12 protein-coding genes and 1 tRNA gene are annotated in these 17,287 nt (G+C 71.5%); 8 read left to right on the top strand and 5 right to left on the bottom strand.

The window, feature by feature from the left end; genetic code table 11:
* Window positions 1–75: 75 nt before the first annotated feature.
* Window positions 76–1,524, bottom strand: coding sequence for a bifunctional UDP-N-acetylglucosamine diphosphorylase/glucosamine-1-phosphate N-acetyltransferase GlmU (gene glmU / locus ACFWHU_RS22750; RefSeq protein ID WP_385797308.1), 1,449 nt, complete (start codon window positions 1,522–1,524; stop codon window positions 76–78).
* A 118-nt stretch (window positions 1,525–1,642) separates the two neighbouring features.
* Window positions 1,643–1,714, bottom strand: a tRNA-Gln gene (locus tag ACFWHU_RS22745).
* Window positions 1,715–1,900: 186 nt separating this feature from the next.
* On the opposite strand from ACFWHU_RS22745, the gene ACFWHU_RS22740 reads away from it, so the two are divergent.
* Window positions 1,901–3,226: a sensor histidine kinase gene (locus ACFWHU_RS22740; protein WP_385797303.1), complete on the top strand. Its 1,326-nt coding sequence runs from the start codon at window positions 1,901–1,903 to the stop codon at window positions 3,224–3,226.
* 23 nt (window positions 3,227–3,249) lie between these two features.
* Here the strand turns inward: ACFWHU_RS22740 and ACFWHU_RS22735 are convergent, their stop codons facing one another.
* A complete protein-coding gene (locus tag ACFWHU_RS22735) occupies window positions 3,250–3,738 on the bottom strand; it encodes an SUKH-3 domain-containing protein (RefSeq protein ID WP_385797300.1) in 489 nt (162 codons plus the stop codon).
* A gap of 7 nt (window positions 3,739–3,745) precedes the next feature.
* Window positions 3,746–4,270, bottom strand: a complete 525-nt coding sequence (locus ACFWHU_RS22730; RefSeq protein WP_385797384.1) for a YwqJ-related putative deaminase — start codon at window positions 4,268–4,270, stop codon at window positions 3,746–3,748.
* Between the two features lie 402 nt (window positions 4,271–4,672).
* Between ACFWHU_RS22730 and ACFWHU_RS22725 the strand changes: the two genes are divergently transcribed.
* The 3 genes from ACFWHU_RS22725 (at window position 4,673) to ACFWHU_RS22715 (ending at window position 9,413) form a co-directional block, all read left to right on the top strand.
* Window positions 4,673–5,650: an SMI1/KNR4 family protein gene (locus ACFWHU_RS22725; protein ID WP_385797298.1), complete on the top strand. Its 978-nt coding sequence runs from the start codon at window positions 4,673–4,675 to the stop codon at window positions 5,648–5,650.
* Window positions 5,651–5,655: 5 nt separating this feature from the next.
* Window positions 5,656–8,199, top strand: coding sequence for an SUKH-4 family immunity protein (locus ACFWHU_RS22720; protein WP_387226694.1), 2,544 nt, complete (start codon window positions 5,656–5,658; stop codon window positions 8,197–8,199).
* A 290-nt stretch (window positions 8,200–8,489) separates the two neighbouring features.
* Window positions 8,490–9,413: a cellulose-binding protein gene (locus ACFWHU_RS22715; RefSeq protein WP_387226692.1), complete on the top strand. Its 924-nt coding sequence runs from the start codon at window positions 8,490–8,492 to the stop codon at window positions 9,411–9,413.
* A gap of 15 nt (window positions 9,414–9,428) precedes the next feature.
* Here the strand turns inward: ACFWHU_RS22715 and ACFWHU_RS22710 are convergent, their stop codons facing one another.
* A complete protein-coding gene (locus ACFWHU_RS22710) occupies window positions 9,429–10,994 on the bottom strand; it encodes an MFS transporter (RefSeq protein WP_387226925.1) in 1,566 nt (521 codons plus the stop codon).
* A gap of 594 nt (window positions 10,995–11,588) precedes the next feature.
* On the opposite strand from ACFWHU_RS22710, the gene ACFWHU_RS22705 reads away from it, so the two are divergent.
* The 4 genes from ACFWHU_RS22705 to ACFWHU_RS22690 all read left to right on the top strand — a co-directional run bounded on the left by ACFWHU_RS22705 (window position 11,589) and on the right by ACFWHU_RS22690 (window position 17,282).
* Entirely contained in the window at window positions 11,589–12,377 is a 789-nt protein-coding gene (locus tag ACFWHU_RS22705; RefSeq protein ID WP_387226690.1) for an ABC transporter ATP-binding protein, read from the top strand.
* The gene (locus ACFWHU_RS22700; protein ID WP_387226688.1) at window positions 12,374–14,950 is read left to right on the top strand and encodes an ABC transporter permease; all 2,577 of its coding nucleotides are present in this window, start codon (window positions 12,374–12,376) and stop codon (window positions 14,948–14,950) included. Before ACFWHU_RS22705 ends, ACFWHU_RS22700 begins: the two co-directional genes overlap by 4 nt.
* A 256-nt stretch (window positions 14,951–15,206) precedes the next feature.
* Window positions 15,207–15,476 (top strand): hypothetical protein, encoded by a 270-nt coding sequence (locus tag ACFWHU_RS22695; RefSeq protein WP_387226686.1) that lies wholly within the window; start codon window positions 15,207–15,209, stop codon window positions 15,474–15,476.
* 9 nt (window positions 15,477–15,485) lie between these two features.
* The gene (locus ACFWHU_RS22690) at window positions 15,486–17,282 is read left to right on the top strand and encodes a BTAD domain-containing putative transcriptional regulator (protein ID WP_385797284.1); all 1,797 of its coding nucleotides are present in this window, start codon (window positions 15,486–15,488) and stop codon (window positions 17,280–17,282) included.
* The last annotated feature ends 5 nt before the right edge of the window (window positions 17,283–17,287 follow it).

Raw genomic sequence — 17,287 nt, 5'->3', positions numbered from 1 at the left:
GCCCGCGCGTCCCTGCGAGCCAGCCGAACGTGAGCATCTATCACGGTACGCGCTGCACGAGGCGCCTGTTTCCGGTCAGCTTTCGACCGCGAGCTCCTCGGCCGCGGCGGCGGCGGCCTGCGCGGCGGCACTGCCAGGCCGCTTTCGGGCCACCCAACCCTCGATATTCCTTTGCTGGCCCCGCGCGACGGCCAGCGAACCCGACGGGACGTCCTTCGTGATGACCGACCCGGCGGCGGTGTAAGCACCGTCCCCGACAGTGACAGGCGCCACAAACATGTTGTCCGAGCCCGTCTTGCAGTGCGAGCCGATCGTCGTGTGGTGCTTCGACTCGCCGTCGTAGTTCACGAACACGCTCGCCGCACCGATGTTCGTCTGCTCACCGATCGTCGCGTCACCCACGTAACTCAGGTGCGGCACCTTCGAACCGGCGCCGATCGTCGCCTTCTTCATCTCGACGAACGTCCCGGCCTTCGACCTCACGCCGAGCTTCGTGCCCGGACGCAGATACGCGAACGGGCCCACCGAGGCCGACTCGCCCACCTCCGCGTCGATGGCCACCGTGTTGTCCACCCGGGCGCCCACGCCCACCTTCGTGTCCGTAAGCCGCGAGTTGGGACCCACCTCCGCGCCCTCCGACAGATGCGTCGCGCCCAGCAGCTGCGTACCCGGGTGCACGATCGAGTCCGGCTCGTACGTCACCGTCACATCGATCAGCACCGACCCCGGGTCCACCACGGTCACGCCGGCCGTCATCGCCCGCTCCAGCAGCCGCTCGTTCAGCAGCCCGCGCGCCGCGGCCAGTTGTACGCGGTTGTTGATGCCCAGGATCTCCCGGTGATCACCGGCCACCGAGGCGCCGACGCGGTGCCCCGCCGACCGCAGGATGCCGAGGACGTCGGTCAGATACTCCTCGCCCTGGCTGTTGTCCGTACGGACCTTGCCGAGCGCGTCCGCGAGCAGCCGACCGTCGAAGGCGAACACCCCCGAGTTGATCTCCCGCACCGCGAGCTGCTCGTCCGTCGCGTCCTTGTGCTCCACGATCCCTACGACGGCGCCGCTCGCCTCGTCCCGCACGATCCGCCCGTAACCGGTCGCGTCCGGCACCTCGGCGGTCAGCACGGTGACGGCGTTGCCGTCCTTCTCGTGCTGCGCGGCGAGCGCGGCGAGCGTCGAGCCGGACAGCAGCGGGGTGTCGCCGCACACGACGACGACGGTGCCGTCGGGGGCCTGCCCCAGCTCCTCGACGGCCATCCGGACGGCGTGCCCGGTGCCGTTCTGCTCGGCCTGGAAGGCGGTCCGCACCCCGTCGTACGAGGCGGCCAGATGCCCCTCGACCAGCTCCCGCGCGTGCCCGACGACGACGACGAGATGCTCCGGCTCCAGCTCACGCGCGGCGGAGACGACATGACCGACGAGCGAGCGCCCGCAGATCTCGTGCAGAACCTTGGGTGTCTTCGACTTCATGCGGGTGCCCTCACCCGCTGCGAGGACGACGACGGCGGCCGGGCGATTGGCGCTCACGGGAATGCCCTTCGGCTTCGGATGCTTGGCGTGGCGGACATCCGCAGGATACCGGGGGGTTTCGGGACGGAAACGAAGGCGGGTCCTGACCGGAGAGGTCAGGACCCGAGAAAGCCGGCTCCCCCGCCAGGACTCGAACCTGGACAGATGGCACCAAAAGCCACAGTGCTGCCAATTACACCACGGGGGAACATTGTGACCTAAACGGACATTCTGTCAGGTCGTTGATTCTGCACCCAACACTATGCCGTACCGGGTGCTGTCCACGCGACGTCATAGATCGGCGCTCTTGGTGACGGGGGCGACCGGGCGCCTGCGTGGACGGCGGTTCGCACTCGCCGGAAATTGGGTCGCGGCCGCCCGTAGGCTGGGAGGTATGACCACAACGGGGGCACCCCAGGAGGCCGAGGGTTTGACCACTCGCGGCTTCTGGTGGTGGAGACGGCGCCGCAGCGTCGTGCTGGATGTGGGGCTGGCCGTCGTGTCCGCCCTGGAGTGCGCGTTCGAGGGGATCCGGTTCGCGGGCAGTGCTCAGCTGCCGGTCGCTCTCGGGGTCGTTTTCGGCGTGTTGGTCGGGTCCGTGCTGCTGTTGCGGCGGCGGTGGCCGATGACCGTCGTGCTGGTCTCCGTCGCCGTCACACCGGCCGAGATGGGCGTGCTGCTCGCGATCGTCGGGCTGTACACGCTCGCCGCGTCCGACGCGCCCCGCCGCATCATCGGCGCGCTCGCCGGGATGTCGCTCGTGGGGACGCTCATCGTCGTCTTCGTACGGACGCGGCAGGACGTCAGTGGCGTGGACATCGACTCCGCCCGCTGGTACATCCCGCTCATCGCCGTCTTCATGGCGCTGAGCATGTCGTTGCCGCCCGTGCTCCTCGGTCTCTACGTGGGGGCCAGGCGCCGGCTGATGGAGAGCCTGCGGGAGCGGGCGGACAGTCTGGAGCAGGAGTTGTCGCTGCTGGCCGACCGGGCCGAGCAGCGGGCGGAGTGGGCTCGTACGGAGGAGCGCACGCGTATCGCGCGTGAGATGCACGACGTGGTGGCGCACCGGGTGAGTCTGATGGTGGTGCACGCCGCCGCGTTGCAGGCGGTGGCGTTGAAGGATCCGCAGAAGGCCGTGAAGAACGCCGCGCTGGTGGGGGACATGGGGCGGCAGGCGCTGACGGAGCTGCGGGAGATGCTGGGTGTGCTGCGGGCGGGGGAGCAGCAGGCGGCGCGGAAGGTGGCGGGTGCGGACCGTTCGACGGTGCCGTTGGCGTCGGTGGGTGTCGCCGCCGCGGCGGCAGCGGCCGCGGCGGCGGACGACGGCCCCGGTATGGAGGACATCGAGGCGCTGGTGGGTCAGTCGCGCGACGCCGGGATGGTCGTGGAGCTCGCGGTGCAGGGGGTGACGCGGGTGTACGCGCCGGAGGTGGAGCAGACGGCGTACCGGGTGGTGCAGGAGGCGCTGACGAATGTGCACAAGCACGCTGCGGGGGCGAAGGTGATGGTGCGGCTGGCGCACCGGGAGGCCGAGATCGCGATGCAGGTGGAGAACGGTCCCTCGTACGGCGAGGCCGACGCCGGGCTGCCCAGTGGCGGGAACGGGCTGGTGGGGATGCGGGAGCGGGTGCTCGCGCTGGGCGGGGTGTTCGTGTCCGGCGAGACGGACGCGGGAGGTTTCCGGGTGTCGGCGGTGCTGCCGTACCGGGACGCCGCGTAGGGGCGCTCGGTTCGAAGGGGCGCTCAGTTCGATGTGAGCCGTTGCGGCTGCGTTCCGGTCACCAGCGCCGCGAGCGCGTGGTCGATGTGCGGGCCGAGGTACCAGTCGCCGGTGTGGTCGATGGAGTAGACGCGTCCCGTCGCGTCGACGGCGACCACGGCCCGGCCGTCGCCTTCCTCACCGATGGGGCTGATCTCGGTGTCCAGGGAGCGTCCGAGGTCCCCGAGGGTACGGGCGAGATGGATGCCGGCCAGCGGGTCGAACCGTACGGACGTGGGGGCGATCTGCCGCCCGGGTCCGGGCCCGGTCACGGTCAGCCCGCCGAACTCCGCCCAGATCTCGACGACGGCCGCGAACACGGCGTGCATGTGTCCCGCCGGGGTGACGTGGGCGCGCAGCGCGTCCGCCCACTCCTCTGCCTGCCGCATGTCCCAGCGGCCCGGCTGCCAGCCGGCTTCGCGCAGGGCGGCGTCGACGGCGACGGGGAAGCGGGTCGTGGTGAGATCGGGCACGGGGTCGTCAGCCGTTCTGCGTCGGGTCGACGGGGCGTACGCCGAACTGGGCGAGCATCGCCGTACAGGAGCGGCAGGGCGGCGCGTAACTGCCGTGGAGCGGGTCGCCGTCCTCACGGATGCGGCGTGCGGTGAGTTTGGCGTGCTTGAGGGAGCGGCGGGCCTCGCCGGTGGTGAGGGGTTTGCGCTGGGCGCGTTTGGAGCGGGCGCCCTCGACGGCGGTCAGGTGCCGGGACAGCAGGATGGCTTCGGGGCAGCGTCCGGTGAATCGTTCACGCTGGCCGCTGGTGAGGGTGTCCAGGAAGTCCTGTACGAGGGGATGCAGGGCGGGCGGTTGGTCGGCCTTGCCCGCGGTGCAGGTGAGATTTTCACCACGCACGGAGAGCGCGGCGGCGACGGCGGGCAGGATTCCGTCGCGGCGCTGCCGCAGTACGGGCGGTCGGTGCGGTTCGGTGCTGCTCCAGCTGAGGCGCGGGTCTCCGGAGGTCTCGCCGGCCGCGGTCCCGGTGGTCCCGTCCGAAGTCCGGTTCAGCGGCCCGTCCGAGGTCCCGGCGGTGGTGCCGGGCCGGCCGGTCCCGGCGATGTCCGTGACAGGGCGCCCCGGCGTCGCTCCCGGGCGGCTCGGTGAACCGAGTCGAGGATCTCCCGATGTGTCCTGTTGTGCTGTGTGCAAAGCGTTGTCCCTCCCTACGCAATCCCCACGCAATCCCCCGAGTTGCGGGGGACAGCCTGCCAAATGTGACACGTCGTGGGGAAGCCGGGGCGGGTTCGGGGCGTGGCGTCGCCGCTGCGTGACCTGCGGTGACCCGTTGTCACCGGCACCCGAACGAGTGCCGTGGCGAGGGCCGTCGACGGAACGGAGGGGCAGCGTCCCCTGTTGCTTCACCGCATAGGCTGTGCCGAACCAGTCAGAAGCCAGCAGGGGGCATCCGCCATGACGACAGGTCGGCTCGGGCAGCAAGCCGCGCCACCGAATGCGGCCTATGCCGGGCAGGTCGTGCTTTTCCCGGACCCCGTCCGGGCCTCCCGCCACCCCAGGGGTGTGCCGGTGGACGGCAACGGCTTCCCGGACTTCTCGCCGTACGCGCGCGCCGCCGCCGAGATCGCCGAGCCCCCCGAGGGGTTCGGCGTCGACGAGTTGCGGCTCACGGACTACGTGTCTGCCAACGCCGCGCTGCACGCCGACGGCCATGAACTGTGGGACACGATCCCCGCCGTGGCGACCCCGCACGGCTGGACCTGGCACCACGCGCCGGGATCGCGCCGGCTGCTGCTGGTGCCGGTGGAGGTGAAGGCGCTGCTGCGCCATCACGGCGGGCTGGCGACGACTCCGGTGGATCACGGCAAGCGCGGAACGCGTCCTCTTCAGGAGACGCGGCCGGTGCACTTCGGGCTGCCGAAGAGTTCGGTGTCCGTGACCGAGCAGCAGTTGCTCGGTGTCGAGGAGGACCTCGGCTACCGGCTGCCCGGCGCGTACCGCACCTTCCTCAAGGCGGCGGGCGGCTGCGCCCCGGTGGGCGCGGCGCTGGACGCGGAGCTGGGGCTGCTGGTGGACCAGCCGTTCTTCACGGTGCGTGAAGAGGCGGCGGTCAACGACCTGTTGTACGTCAACAAGTGTCTGCGGGACCATCTGACCAAGGACTATCTGGGCGTGGCGTTCGTCCAGGGCGGCATCCTCGCGGTGAAGGTGCGGGGCGAGTCGGCCGGTTCGGTGTGGTTCTGCGCGTACGACGACGCACGCGACCGGGACGGCTGGAGTGTGCAGGAGCGGGTCGAGCGCCTGCTGCTGCCCTGCGGTGAGGACTTCGACGCCTTCCTCACACGACTGGCGGGCAATCCGCCGGAGCTGGACACGGTGGCGAACCTGATGGTGGACGGCGGCTTCGCCCGCGCCGTCCCGGTGGAGGGATGAGCGCGATGGTGACATTCGCTCAGGCGCAGGAACGCGCGGACGAGTGGGTCAACGGCGACGTGCCCGCGTATCAGCACCGTGAGGTGCGGGTGCGGGAGTTCGAGCTGGGGTTCGTGGTGTGGGCCGAGGACCGCGCGGACGGTCCGAGGTCGGACGGCGGGCTCCAGCGGCTGGTGATCGCGAGGGACAGCGGTGAGGCGACGCTGTGGCCGGGGCTGCCGGTGGGTGAGGTGATCCGGCGGTACGAGGAGGAGTACGGGTCGCAGGCGCAGGCCCCGGAGCCGCCGCAGGCGCCGCAGCGCATCGATCTGAATCAGACGTCGTTCCTGTTGACGCCGCCGGAGTGGTTGCAGGACGCGGCGGACAGGATGGGTGTTCCCGGGGGGCCCTCGGCGTCGTCCTCGTCGTCGGGCGCGGGCTCGTCAGCGGGCTCGGGCCCCGGCGCGGGTTCCTCCGGTGGTGGCGGGTACGGGCAGGGTGCGCCCGCGGCGCCGGTCTCGGCGTCGCAGAGCAGCAGTTCGCCGTGGCCCGACGCCGACCGCAGTGGGGATCACGGGCCCGCGGGGTCCGGCGCCGCGCCGCAGGCCGGGGCGACTCCCTGGGCCGGTACGGACACCAACGCCGCCGGTGAGGACGTGTCGGTGGGCCTTCCGGCGACGGTCTTCGCGCCGCCGCTCTCGGGCGCGGACGACGACACGCCGCCGCCCGGTGTGGCGGCCGAGGCGCCGACGGCGCTGATGTCGGGTGGCAGTCAACTGCCGCGTACGGCCATGGCCCCGGCTCTCGGCTCGGGGACTCCCGATCGGGGCGGGCCGAGTGCGCCCGGCCCCGGTTCCGGTCCCGGTGACATCGCCGACGCGGCGACGAGCAAGGCGACGGCGCCGCCGCGCGGTGCGCGTGGCGCGGGCTCCACGACCCCGCCGCCGCCCGGTGCTCCCGGCGTGCCCGGGGTTCCCGGCCCGCCCGGTCCTCCCGGCGCCCCGGCCGGTGGGTACCAGCCGACACAGCTCGCCCCGCACCTCGGTCCCGGCGGTCCGGGTGGTCCGCAGCCGCCCGGTCCTCCGGGCGCTCCCGGCGCCCCTGGTGCTCCCGGTACGCCGCCGCCCGGTGGTGTGCATCACGCGGCGACGATGTTCGCGGATCCGAGCCAGGGTGGTCAGTCCCCGTCGTCGGGCGGTCCTCGTCCTCCGGGTCCTCCGGGTCCGCCCGGTGCTCCGGGCGCTCCCGGCATGCCGCCGGGTCCGCCTGGTCCCCCCGGTGCTCCTGGGACGCCGCCGCCCGGTGGTGTCCACCATGCGGCGACGATGCTGGCGGACCCGAGCCAGGGCGGTCAGCACGGTGTTCCGGGCGTGCCTCCTGGGATGCCGCCCGGTCCTCCAGGCGCCCCCGGCGCTCCCGGTGCTCCTGGGACGCCGCCGCCCGGTGGTGTCCACCACGCCGCGACGATGCTGGCCGGCCCCGGTGCCGTACCCGGCCCGCCGCCCGGTGCCCCCGGTCCGCATCCGCCCGGCCCGCCCGGTGCGCCTCCCGGTGCCCCGCCCGGCTCGTACGGCTATCCGCAACAGGCCGCCGGCATGCCGACGGTCGGCCCCGGCTATCAGGCCGTACTGCGCTACCGCGCGCCCGACGGCTCCGAGGCCCAGCTCATCCGCCGTTCGGCGCCCGGCACTCCGCACCCCGAGTGGCAGATACTGCACGAGCTGCGCGCCATGAACGTGCCGCCGCAGCAGGTGCTCGAACTCCACACGGAGCTGGAGTCCTGCGAGCTGCCCGGTGGTTACTGCGCGCGGATGATCCGCGAGACCTGGCCCCAGGTGCGGATCACCAGCGTCGCCCCGTACGGCAGGGACCACTCCAGCCGCCAGCAGGGCATGCAGCATCTGCTCACCCACCAGGGCGAGTTGCACCAGGTCGCGGACGGTCCGGCGCGGCCGGCCCCGGTACGCGCCCCGCTGCCGCAGGTGCCGCCCGCGCAGCCGGTCCCGCCTGAGGCGATCGCGCAGGAGCTGGCGGGCGCGTTCGGCCCGCAGGGCATCTGCCGCTTCGACCAGCGGGCGGTGTCCCGTCAGGGCGTACCGGAAGTCGTTGCGCGCACGCTCGTGTGGGCGGGGCTGCCGGGCGACTTCGGCCCGTTCTTCTGGGCGCAGCCCCCGCAGCCGGTGGTGCCGACGCTGGCCGAGCTGGCCGCGCAGCGGCAGGTGCAGCCGGCGGCGGACGCGGGCTCGTACCTGGTGATGGGCAGCGACTTCGGCCGCGCGATCTGTGTCCAGTACGGCACGGCGCACATCATGGCCGTGTCGGTCGAGACGGGTCCGGGCGGTCAGACGATCCCGCCGCAGTTCGTGAACACCGGACTGCCGGAGTTCACTCGCTCGATGGCGCTGCTCGGCCGCATGTGGCGGCTGCGTTTCGGTCTGAATCCGGAGCAGGCAGGTCGCTGGACGGTCGATTTCCAGGCGCAGCTCGCCGCGATCGACCCGGCGGCGCTGTCGTCGCCGGAGAGCTGGTGGTCGGTGCTGCTGGAGCAGATGTGGGACGGGCTGCTCTGATCGACCCGGCGGTGCTCCGACCGTACGGAGCCGGTTTGGCGACGCCGACCGGGCGGTGAGATCCGCCACGTACGACCCCGCGCGCAGGCGCCCCCGTGGTTCACGGTGGGCGCCTTCGCCGTTCCGGCACCGGGATCGGGAATGGCTTGAACGCGTCGGCCGCGTCATCGGTACGGAAGCGGAGTCAGGCACCCGGCGTCAAATGCCGCATCCTTGAGAAGGATGGACGGGTGGGGCGTTTCGTAAGGACGTCTCATCTCGTCACCATCGGTCGGAGAGAGGCTTCACGAATGGCTGCTGCACGGGCTTCGGCTCACGGTTTCGATCCCGTCCGGGGCCGTGGTTACCGCCCCGAGCAGGTCGACCGGCGGGTCACGGAACTGGCCGGGGACCGGGAGGACGCCCAGGCGCACGAGCGGCGGCTCACGGAGCTCGCCGAGCGTCTGGAGGTGGAGGTCGAGCTGCTGCGGCGGCAGGTCGAGGCCCTGCCGCCGCAGACGTACGACTCCCTGAGCGACCGCGCCCGGCAGATCCTGGCTCTGGCCGCCGAGGAGGCGGACGCGGCGCGCACGGCCGCTCGGGAGGACGCGCAGGCTCTGTCCGACGAGGCGGACGACGGTGGCCGGCGGACGCGCGAGGCGGCCCGCGCGCACGCGGAGGCGGTCACGGCCGACGCGGACGCGCACGCGGCGCGGACGTTGGAGGGCGCGCGGGACGCGGCCGACGAGCTGCGGACGGCCGCGCGCCGGGACGCCGAGGGCGTACGGGGCGCGGCGCTGGCCCGTTTCGACGAGATCCGGCAGCGTACGGAGGCGCTGCTCACCGAGTTGTCGCGGGAGCACGCGGAGCGACTGGCCGCGACGGAACGGGAGTTCACCGACCGGGACGCGGCCGAGGAGGCCCAGCAGACGGAGGTGGCGACCCGCTCGGACGCTCGACTCGCGGACGCAAGGCGTGCTTTCGCGGAGGCGGAGGAGAACGCCCGGCACATCCGGGAGGACGCGGCCGCGCGCGCCGAGGAGTTGATCGGGCGGGCACGGGCGGCGCAGGAGCGGACGCTGCGGGAGACGGAGCGGATCCTGCGGGAGCACACCGAGATCCGTGAGGAGGTGCAGGCGCGGATGACGCATGTGCGCAACAGCCTGGCGGCGTTGACGGGCCGGGCTCCTGCGGAGGCCGAGGCCGGTCCGTCCGCCGATCGAGGATCCTCTTAAGGAGGAGCCCGTTCTTCAGGAGGCGTCCGTGGCGGGGTCGGTCGCCTTGCTGGGCCGCGCGTCCGGGGCCGGATCCGGTGTGGGGTCCTGGTGGACGGGGAAGCGGCGCGGCGCCACGAAGAGGAGCACCAGCAGGCAGAGCGCGGCGGCGCCGGCCGCTCCCAGGAAGACGGCGTCGACCGCCGAGTCGACCGCGCGGCGCAGGAAGTCGGCCGCGCGGGCGGTGAGGGCCGCCGGGTCGTCCAGGGCGTGTGCCACGGAGTCGAGGTCGCGCGGGAGGCCGCTGCCGGGCGCGTCGGCGAGCTTGTTGGTGAGGATGCCGTTGGCCAGCGCCCCGAAGAGCGCGGCGCCGACGCTCTGGCCGAGCTGGCGGCAGAAGAGTATCGACGCGGTGGCCGTACCGCGCTCCGACCAGCCGACCGTCCCCTGTACGGCGATGATCAGCGGGAGTTGGAACAGCCCGAGCGCCGCGCCGAGCAGCAGCATCAGCAGCGCGGGCTGCCATGCCTGGCCGGGGAAGGGCAGCAGGGGGAAGGCCAGCAGGACCAGCAGGGCGAAGGACATGCCGGTGATCGCGGTGCGGCGGAAGCCCACGCGGTTGTAGACGCGGTCGGAGAGGGCCGCGCTGATCGGCCAGGTCAGGGTCATCGCGGAGAGGACGAAGCCGGCGGCTATCGGTCCGAGGCCGAGGACGGACTGGGCGTACGTCGGCAGGAAGACCGTCGGGGCGATCATCAGCAGCCCGAGCGCGCCCAGCGCGAGGTTGACGGCGGCGATGGGGCGGCGGCGCCAGACCCAGCCGGGGATGATCGGTTCGGCCGCGCGCCGTTCGACGAGGAAGGTCACGACGGCGAGCAGCGCGCTGCCGCCGAGGAGCGCGATCGAGGGGGCGGAGAGCCAGGGCCAGGCGACACCGCCCTGTACGAGGGCGGTGACCAGGAGCGTGCCGGTGGCGAAGACGGCGAGCGCGCCCGCCCAGTCGATACGGGGCCGGGTGCCGGTCGCGGCGCGGGGACCCCGCTTCGTACGCGCGGTGTCCCCCCTCTCGCGGGTGCGCGTGCGGCCGGGCTCGTGGAGGTGGCGGACGGTCAGGTACAGCGCGAGCGCGCCCACCGGCAGATTGATCAGGAAGATCCAGCGCCAGTCGGCGTACCCCGCGAGCAGTCCGCCGACCGCCGGGCCCGCGATGGAGGACGTGGCCCAGACGGTGGAGAGCTTGGCCTGGATCTTGGGGCGTTCCTTCAGGGGGTAGAGGTCGGCGGCGATGGTCTGCACGGTGCCCTGGATCGCGCCGCCGCCGAGGCCCTGGACGACGCGGAAGGCGATCAGGGACCCCATGTTCCACGCGGTGGCGCAGAGGACGGAGCCGATGAGGAAGAGGATGATGCCCGCGATCAGCACGGGCTTGCGGCCGAAGGTGTCGGAGAGCTTTCCGTACACGGGGAGGGTGACCGTCGCGGCGAGCAGGTAGCCGGAGAAGAGCCAGGAGAAGACGGAGAAGCCGCCGAGGTCTCCGACGATCTGCGGGACGGCGGTGGAGAGGATCGTGCCGTCGAGCGCGGCCAGCGCCATGCCGAGCATGAGGGCGGCGACGACGGGACCGCGGCGGCGCTCGGGTGCGGCGCGCTCGGGTATGGCGGTCACAGGATCCCTTCCCTATGCAGGTATCTCCCCGGACACCATCTCACTTGACCCTCTCGTCGCGGCAGGGTGCAGCCTTCGACCCCGGAGGGAACCCTCAGGGCGGCTCCACCTGAGGGTGGAGAGCCCTTAGGTGGTTCTCCCTACTTACGGCCAGGGACGGTTCGTCCCGCTGGAGGAGGAGAAGAGGGGTGCCCATTCTTTAAGTTGGTCTTACACCGCGGGGGGCCGGTCGGGGGGCCGGGCGGTGAGGGGGAGCGGGCCCGAGGGGGGCTACCACCCGGAAATCCTGAGGAAAACCCCAGCAGAAGTCTGAGTTTTTCCCCAGCGCGCCGGAGGGGCTCGGGCGCGCAGACTCAAGTCGGAGCCGGCGGGACCACTCACCGGCCCACCTGCCGCACGACGGCCGGTCGCGCGACACCACGTCGCGCGACCACCCGCCGCATCACCGACACGTCACCACACCACCACACAGCGCGGGGCGCGCAGCGTGCCTCACGACGCCTGATTATCAACGGACTTAGGAGATTTACCGTGACAACGGCTATGACCATCCCCAAGCACGGGGGCACGGGAGGGCGTTTGGCCGTCGCCGCGCGAGCGCGGCAGGTCGTCAAGGCCTACGGCTCGGGGGAGACCCGGATCGTCGCGCTCGACCATGTCGATGTGGACATCGCCCGCGGGCAGTTCACCGCGATCATGGGCCCGTCCGGCTCCGGCAAGTCGACGCTGATGCACTGCCTCGCCGGGCTCGACACCGTGACTTCGGGGGAGATCTATCTCGACGAGACCGAGATCACGAAGCTCAAGGACAAGAAGCTCACGCAGCTGCGCAGGGACCGGATCGGCTTCATCTTCCAGGCCTACAACCTGCTGCCGACGCTGAACGCCCTGGAGAACATCACGCTGCCCATGGACATAGCGGGCCGCAAGCCCGACCGGCAGTGGCTCCAGCGGGTGGTGGAGACCGTCGGTCTGGCCGAGCGGCTCAAGCACCGGCCCACCCAGCTCTCCGGCGGCCAGCAGCAGCGCGTGGCCGTCGCCCGCGCGCTCGCCGCCCGTCCCGAGATCATCTTCGGTGACGAGCCGACCGGAAACCTGGACTCACGGGCCGGCGCCGAGGTGCTGAACTTCCTGCGCAAGTCGGTGGACGAGCTGGGACAGACCATGGTGATGGTCACGCACGACCCGGTCGCCGCCTCCTACGCGGACCGGGTGCTGTATCTCGCCGACGGCCGGATCGTCGACGAGATGCGCAGCCCGACCGCCGAGCAGGTCCTCGACCGCATGAAGAACTTCGACGCTCGGGGGCGGACGTCGTGACCGTCGTCAAGACTTCCGTGCGCAACTTCCTCGCGCACAAGGGCCGCATGGTGCTCTCCGCCGTCGCCGTCCTGCTGTCGGTGGCGTTCGTCTCGGGGACGCTCGTCTTCACGGACACGATGAACACCACGTTCGACAAACTCTTCGCCTCGACGTCGTCCGACGTCACCGTCAGCCCCAAGGGCGCGGCGGCGGCCGACGAAGCGCCGTCGCAGACCGGCAAGCCCGAGTCGCTGCCGGCCTCCGTCGTCGGACGCGTGGAGAAGTCGCCGGGCGTGAAGTCCGCCGAGGGCGCGGTCAGCAGCATGAGTGTCACGGTCGTCGACACGGAGAACAAGAACGTGGGCGCGACGTCCGGCGCCCCGACGATCGCCGGCAACTGGACGGACAACGACCTCAGGTCGATGGAGATCACCTCCGGGCACGCCCCGCGCGGTCCCACCGAGGTCATGGTCGACGCCGACACCGCGGACAAGCACGACCTGAAGCTCGGCGACGAGCTGCGCACCATCGTGGTCACGGGCGACCTCAAGGCGAAGATCGTCGGCATCGCCACCTTCAAGGTGACCAACCCGGGCGCCACCATCCTCTACTTCGACACCGAGACCGCCCAGCGTGGACTCCTCGGCGAGACCGGTCTGTTCACGCAAGTCAACGTCGTGGCCGACGACGGGGTGAGCGACGCCCGGCTGAAGGCGGACCTGGCGGGATCGCTCGGGGGCACGTACAAGCTCCAGACGCAGAAGGAGATGGCGGACGCGGGCCGGGACAGCGTCGGTTCGTTCCTCGACGTGATGAAGTACGCGATGCTCGGCTTCGCCGGAATCGCCTTCCTCGTCGGCATCTTCCTGATCGTCAACACCTTCTCCATGCTGGTCGCCCAGCGGACCCGCGAGATCGGCCTGATGCGGGCCATCGGGTCCAGCCGTAAGCAGGTCAACCGCTCGGTGCTGCTGGAGGCCGTCCTGCTCGGCGTCGTCGGCTCCATCGCCGGTGTCGCCGCGGGTGTGGGACTGGCCGTGGGTCTGATGGAACTGATGTCGTCCATGGGGATGGAGCTGTCCACCCAGGACCTCACCGTGAAGTGGACGACTCCCGCGATCGGGCTGGTGCTCGGCGTCGTCGTCACCGTCCTCGCCGCCTACATACCGGCCCGCAGGGCCGGGAAGATCTCGCCGATGGCGGCGCTGCGTGACGCCGGGACACCGGCCGACGGCCGCGCCGGACGGATCCGGGGCACGATCGGTCTGCTCCTCACCGCCGGTGGTGTCGCCGCGCTGCTCGTCTCGACGCAAGCCGAGAAGGCTAGTGAGGGCTCGCTGTTCCTCGGCGTGGGCGTCGTTCTCACGCTCATCGGCTTCGTCGTCATCGGCCCGCTGCTCGCCGGCTTCTTCGTCCGGATCCTGAGCACCGTGGTGCTGCGGGGCTTCGGCCCGGTCGGCCGGATGGCCGAGCGCAACGCGCTGCGCAACCCGCGGCGTACGGGAGCCACGGGCGCGGCCCTGATGATCGGCCTGGCCCTGGTGGCGTGTCTGTCGGTGGTCGGTTCGTCGATGGTCGCCTCGGCGACGGACGAGCTGGACAAGACCGTCGGCGCGGACTTCATCATCCAGTCCGACACCGGCCAGCCGATCGTGCCGCAGGCCCAGGAGGCGCTGGAGAAGGCCCCGGGAATCGCGCACGTCACCGAGTACAAGATGGTCGAGGCCAAGCTGACCACGCCCGACGGGAAGACCGTCAGCGAGGACCTGGCGGCGGCCGACTCGACGTACGCGCAGGATCTGCGCCGCGAGACCGTCGCGGGTGAGCTGTCCGCCGCCTACGACAAGGACTCCATGTCCGTCGGCGACATCTTCGCCGAGGAGCACGGCGTCAAGGTCGGGGACGAGCTGACCGTCGCGTTCAAGGGCGGCGAGAGCGCGAAGCTCAAGGTCGCGGCGATCACGTCGGACGACGTGTCGGTGGACAAGGGCGCCAAGTACCTGTCCATAGCGACCGCCGAGCGGTATCTGCCGGCCGAGAAGATGCCGAAGAACGTGATCATGTTCGCGGCGGCCGAGGACGGCAAGGAGAAGGAGGCGTACGCGGCGCTGAAGGACTCGCTCGCGGCGTACCCGCAGTACAAGGTCCAGGACCAGACGGACTTCAAGCAGGATCTGAAGGACCAGATCGGCCAACTGCTCAACATCGTCTACGGTCTGCTCGGACTCGCGATCATCGTCGCAGTGCTGGGTGTGGTGAACACCCTCGCGCTCTCGGTCGTGGAGCGGACCCGGGAGATCGGACTGCTGCGGGCCATCGGCCTGTCGCGCCGTCAACTGCGGCGGATGATCCGTCTGGAGTCGGTCGTCATCGCCCTCTTCGGAGCCCTGCTCGGACTCGGTCTGGGTATGGGCTGGGGCACGGCGGCACAGAAGCTCCTCGCCCTGGAGGGGTTGGGAGTCCTGGAGATCCCGTGGCCGACCATCATCGGGGTGTTCGTGGCCTCGGCCTTCGTGGGACTGTTCGCCGCGCTCGTCCCGGCGTTCCGGGCCGGCCGCATGAACGTCCTGAATGCGATCGCCACGGATTAGCGGTGCCCGGTGGTGCCCGGCGGTGACCGACCCGCCGCCACCGGCACGGCCTAGGTGATTTTCGGCTCCGGTGGGCGTCCTCGACGCCCATCGGAGCCGATTTTGTCTTCCCAGGTCAGAGCGGTGCTGACAACAAGCTGCGCGCGTAGATGCAACAAGCTGACACGCCCCGGCCCCCCATTTCGAGACACCCGCTGCCATGGTCGTGCCACCGGAAAGCGATCCGGTCCGACGGAACGATTCAACAGGGGGAATTGTGCTCGGTGTACCGCACTGCAACTCCAAGAAGATCATGGCCCGTTCGCGCACCGCTCGCACCGTCCGTACCGCACGAACCGCACTCGCTCTTGGTGTCTGTACGGCCGCACTGACCCTGTCCGCGGGGACCGCCTCGGCCTCCGCCCGCGTCGCCGGGCCGAGCGCGCCCGACCCGGTGACGGCGTGCCAGTCGGCCGCCGTCTTCGTCCCCGAGACGGTGGCCGGCGAGGCCCTGACGCTCTGCAAGCTTGTCAACGGCTGGGACTAGGCGTAGTCGGTGCGGTTTCAGCTCCTCGGGCCGCTCAGCATCACGGACGGTCCCGACACCGTCGTCCTCCAGCCGTCCAAGCCCACCATTCTCCTCGCCTCACTGCTCCTGCATGCCAACACGGTCGTCTCCGCCGACTACCTGCAGCGGACCATGTGGGGCGAGGAACAGCCCGCCACCTCCCGTGCCGCTCTCCAGACGTGCGTACTGCGGCTGCGCCGTCTGTTCACCAAGCACGGGGTGACCGAGACCCCCATCGAGGCCGTGCCCGGCGGATACCGGATCACGGCCGGGCCCCGGCATCTCGATCTGATCGGCTTCCGGGAAGAGGTACGGCGTGCCGCCGACGTCGCCGACCCGGAGAGTGAACTGCACGTGCTCAAAGGCGCGTTGTCGTTGTGGGAGGGCTCCGTCCTGGCCAACGTCCGCTCCGACGTACTGCACCGCGACGAAGTCCCCCGGCTCGTCGAGGAGCGGCTGCGGACCCTGGAGCGCGCCTGCGATCTCAAACTGCTGCTCGGCCGCTGCGGCGAGGCGCTGGTCGAGCTGTGGAGCGCCAGCCGGGCCCACCCCGGCCATGAGCGGTTCCGGGAACAGCTCATCGAGGCCCTGTACCGCACGGGCCGTCAGACCGAGGCGCTCGCCGAGTACCGGATGGTGAAGGAGTATCTGCACGACGAGTTGGGGGTGGACCCGTCGCCCGCGCTGCGCCGGCTGGAACTGGCCATCCTGCGCGGCGAGGACCTGGGGCCCGCCGACGACCGCCACCCCGCCGGCCCCGCGTACGTCTCCGCCGGCGGTGGCGAGCGCCGCCACACCACCGCCCCCGCCGCGCCGCCGTCGGCCGTGGTGGAACCCGTCGCGGCCGTGCACTCCTTCACCGGGCGCGCGGCCGAGACGACCGCCCTGCTGGAGCGGCTGACCGCGACCGGCCATGAACCCGTCACCCTCCTGGTGTCGGGGGCACCCGGAATCGGGAAGACCGCGCTGGCCCGGCACCTCGCCCACCAGGTCAAGGACAGCTTCCCCGCAGGGCTGTTCATGGTGCGGATGGTCGGCCCGGACGGTACGCCACGCAGCCCCGAAGACGCGGCCGCCGAGGTGGCGGCCGCCCTGCGCGACCAGGTGCGCGGCGAACGCGCCCTGCTCGTGCTGGACGACGTGGTCGACGCCGACCAGGTCAGGCCGCTGCTGCCGGCCGGCGCCGACGGCGCGGTGATCGTCACCAGCCGGCGCGGTCTCGCCGGTCTGGTCGCCACCCACGGCGGCTGGGTGCTGCGGCTCGGCACCTTCACCGAGGAGGAGTCGTACGCGCTGCTGGTCGCCGTCCTCGGCGCCGAACGCGTCGACGCGGAACCGGAGGAGGCCCGCCGCCTCGCCGAAGCCTGCGGTCACCATCCGCTCGCGCTGCGCATCATGTCGGCCCGGCTGCTCACCCGGCCGGCGCTGCGGCTGGCCGACTCGGTGAGCTGGCTGGCGGAGGACCCGCTGGCACGGCTCTCGCTCGCCGACTCGCCCGAGCTGTCGGTGCACCGGGTACTGGGCGGGGCGCTCGACCGGCTCGACCCGCGGCTCGTCGAGGCGTTCCTGAAGGTCGCCGCGCAGATCCCCGACCACTTCACGGCCGAGGACGGCGTGCGGGTGCTCGGGATGTCCCCCGTCGAGGCGGACGACGTACTGGACCGGCTCGCCGACGCCGGACTGCTGGAAGAAGGGCCGCCCGGCCCGTACCGGGTGCACGAACTGCTCCGTGTGTACGCGCGAAGAACCGCGCCGTTTCGATCCCGACCGATACAGAAGGTGTGAATCCC

The organism is Streptomyces sp. NPDC060366, assembly GCF_042725135.1.
Classification (GTDB): domain Bacteria; phylum Actinomycetota; class Actinomycetes; order Streptomycetales; family Streptomycetaceae; genus Streptomyces.
This window is presented reverse-complemented; position numbering and strand designations above follow the sequence as displayed.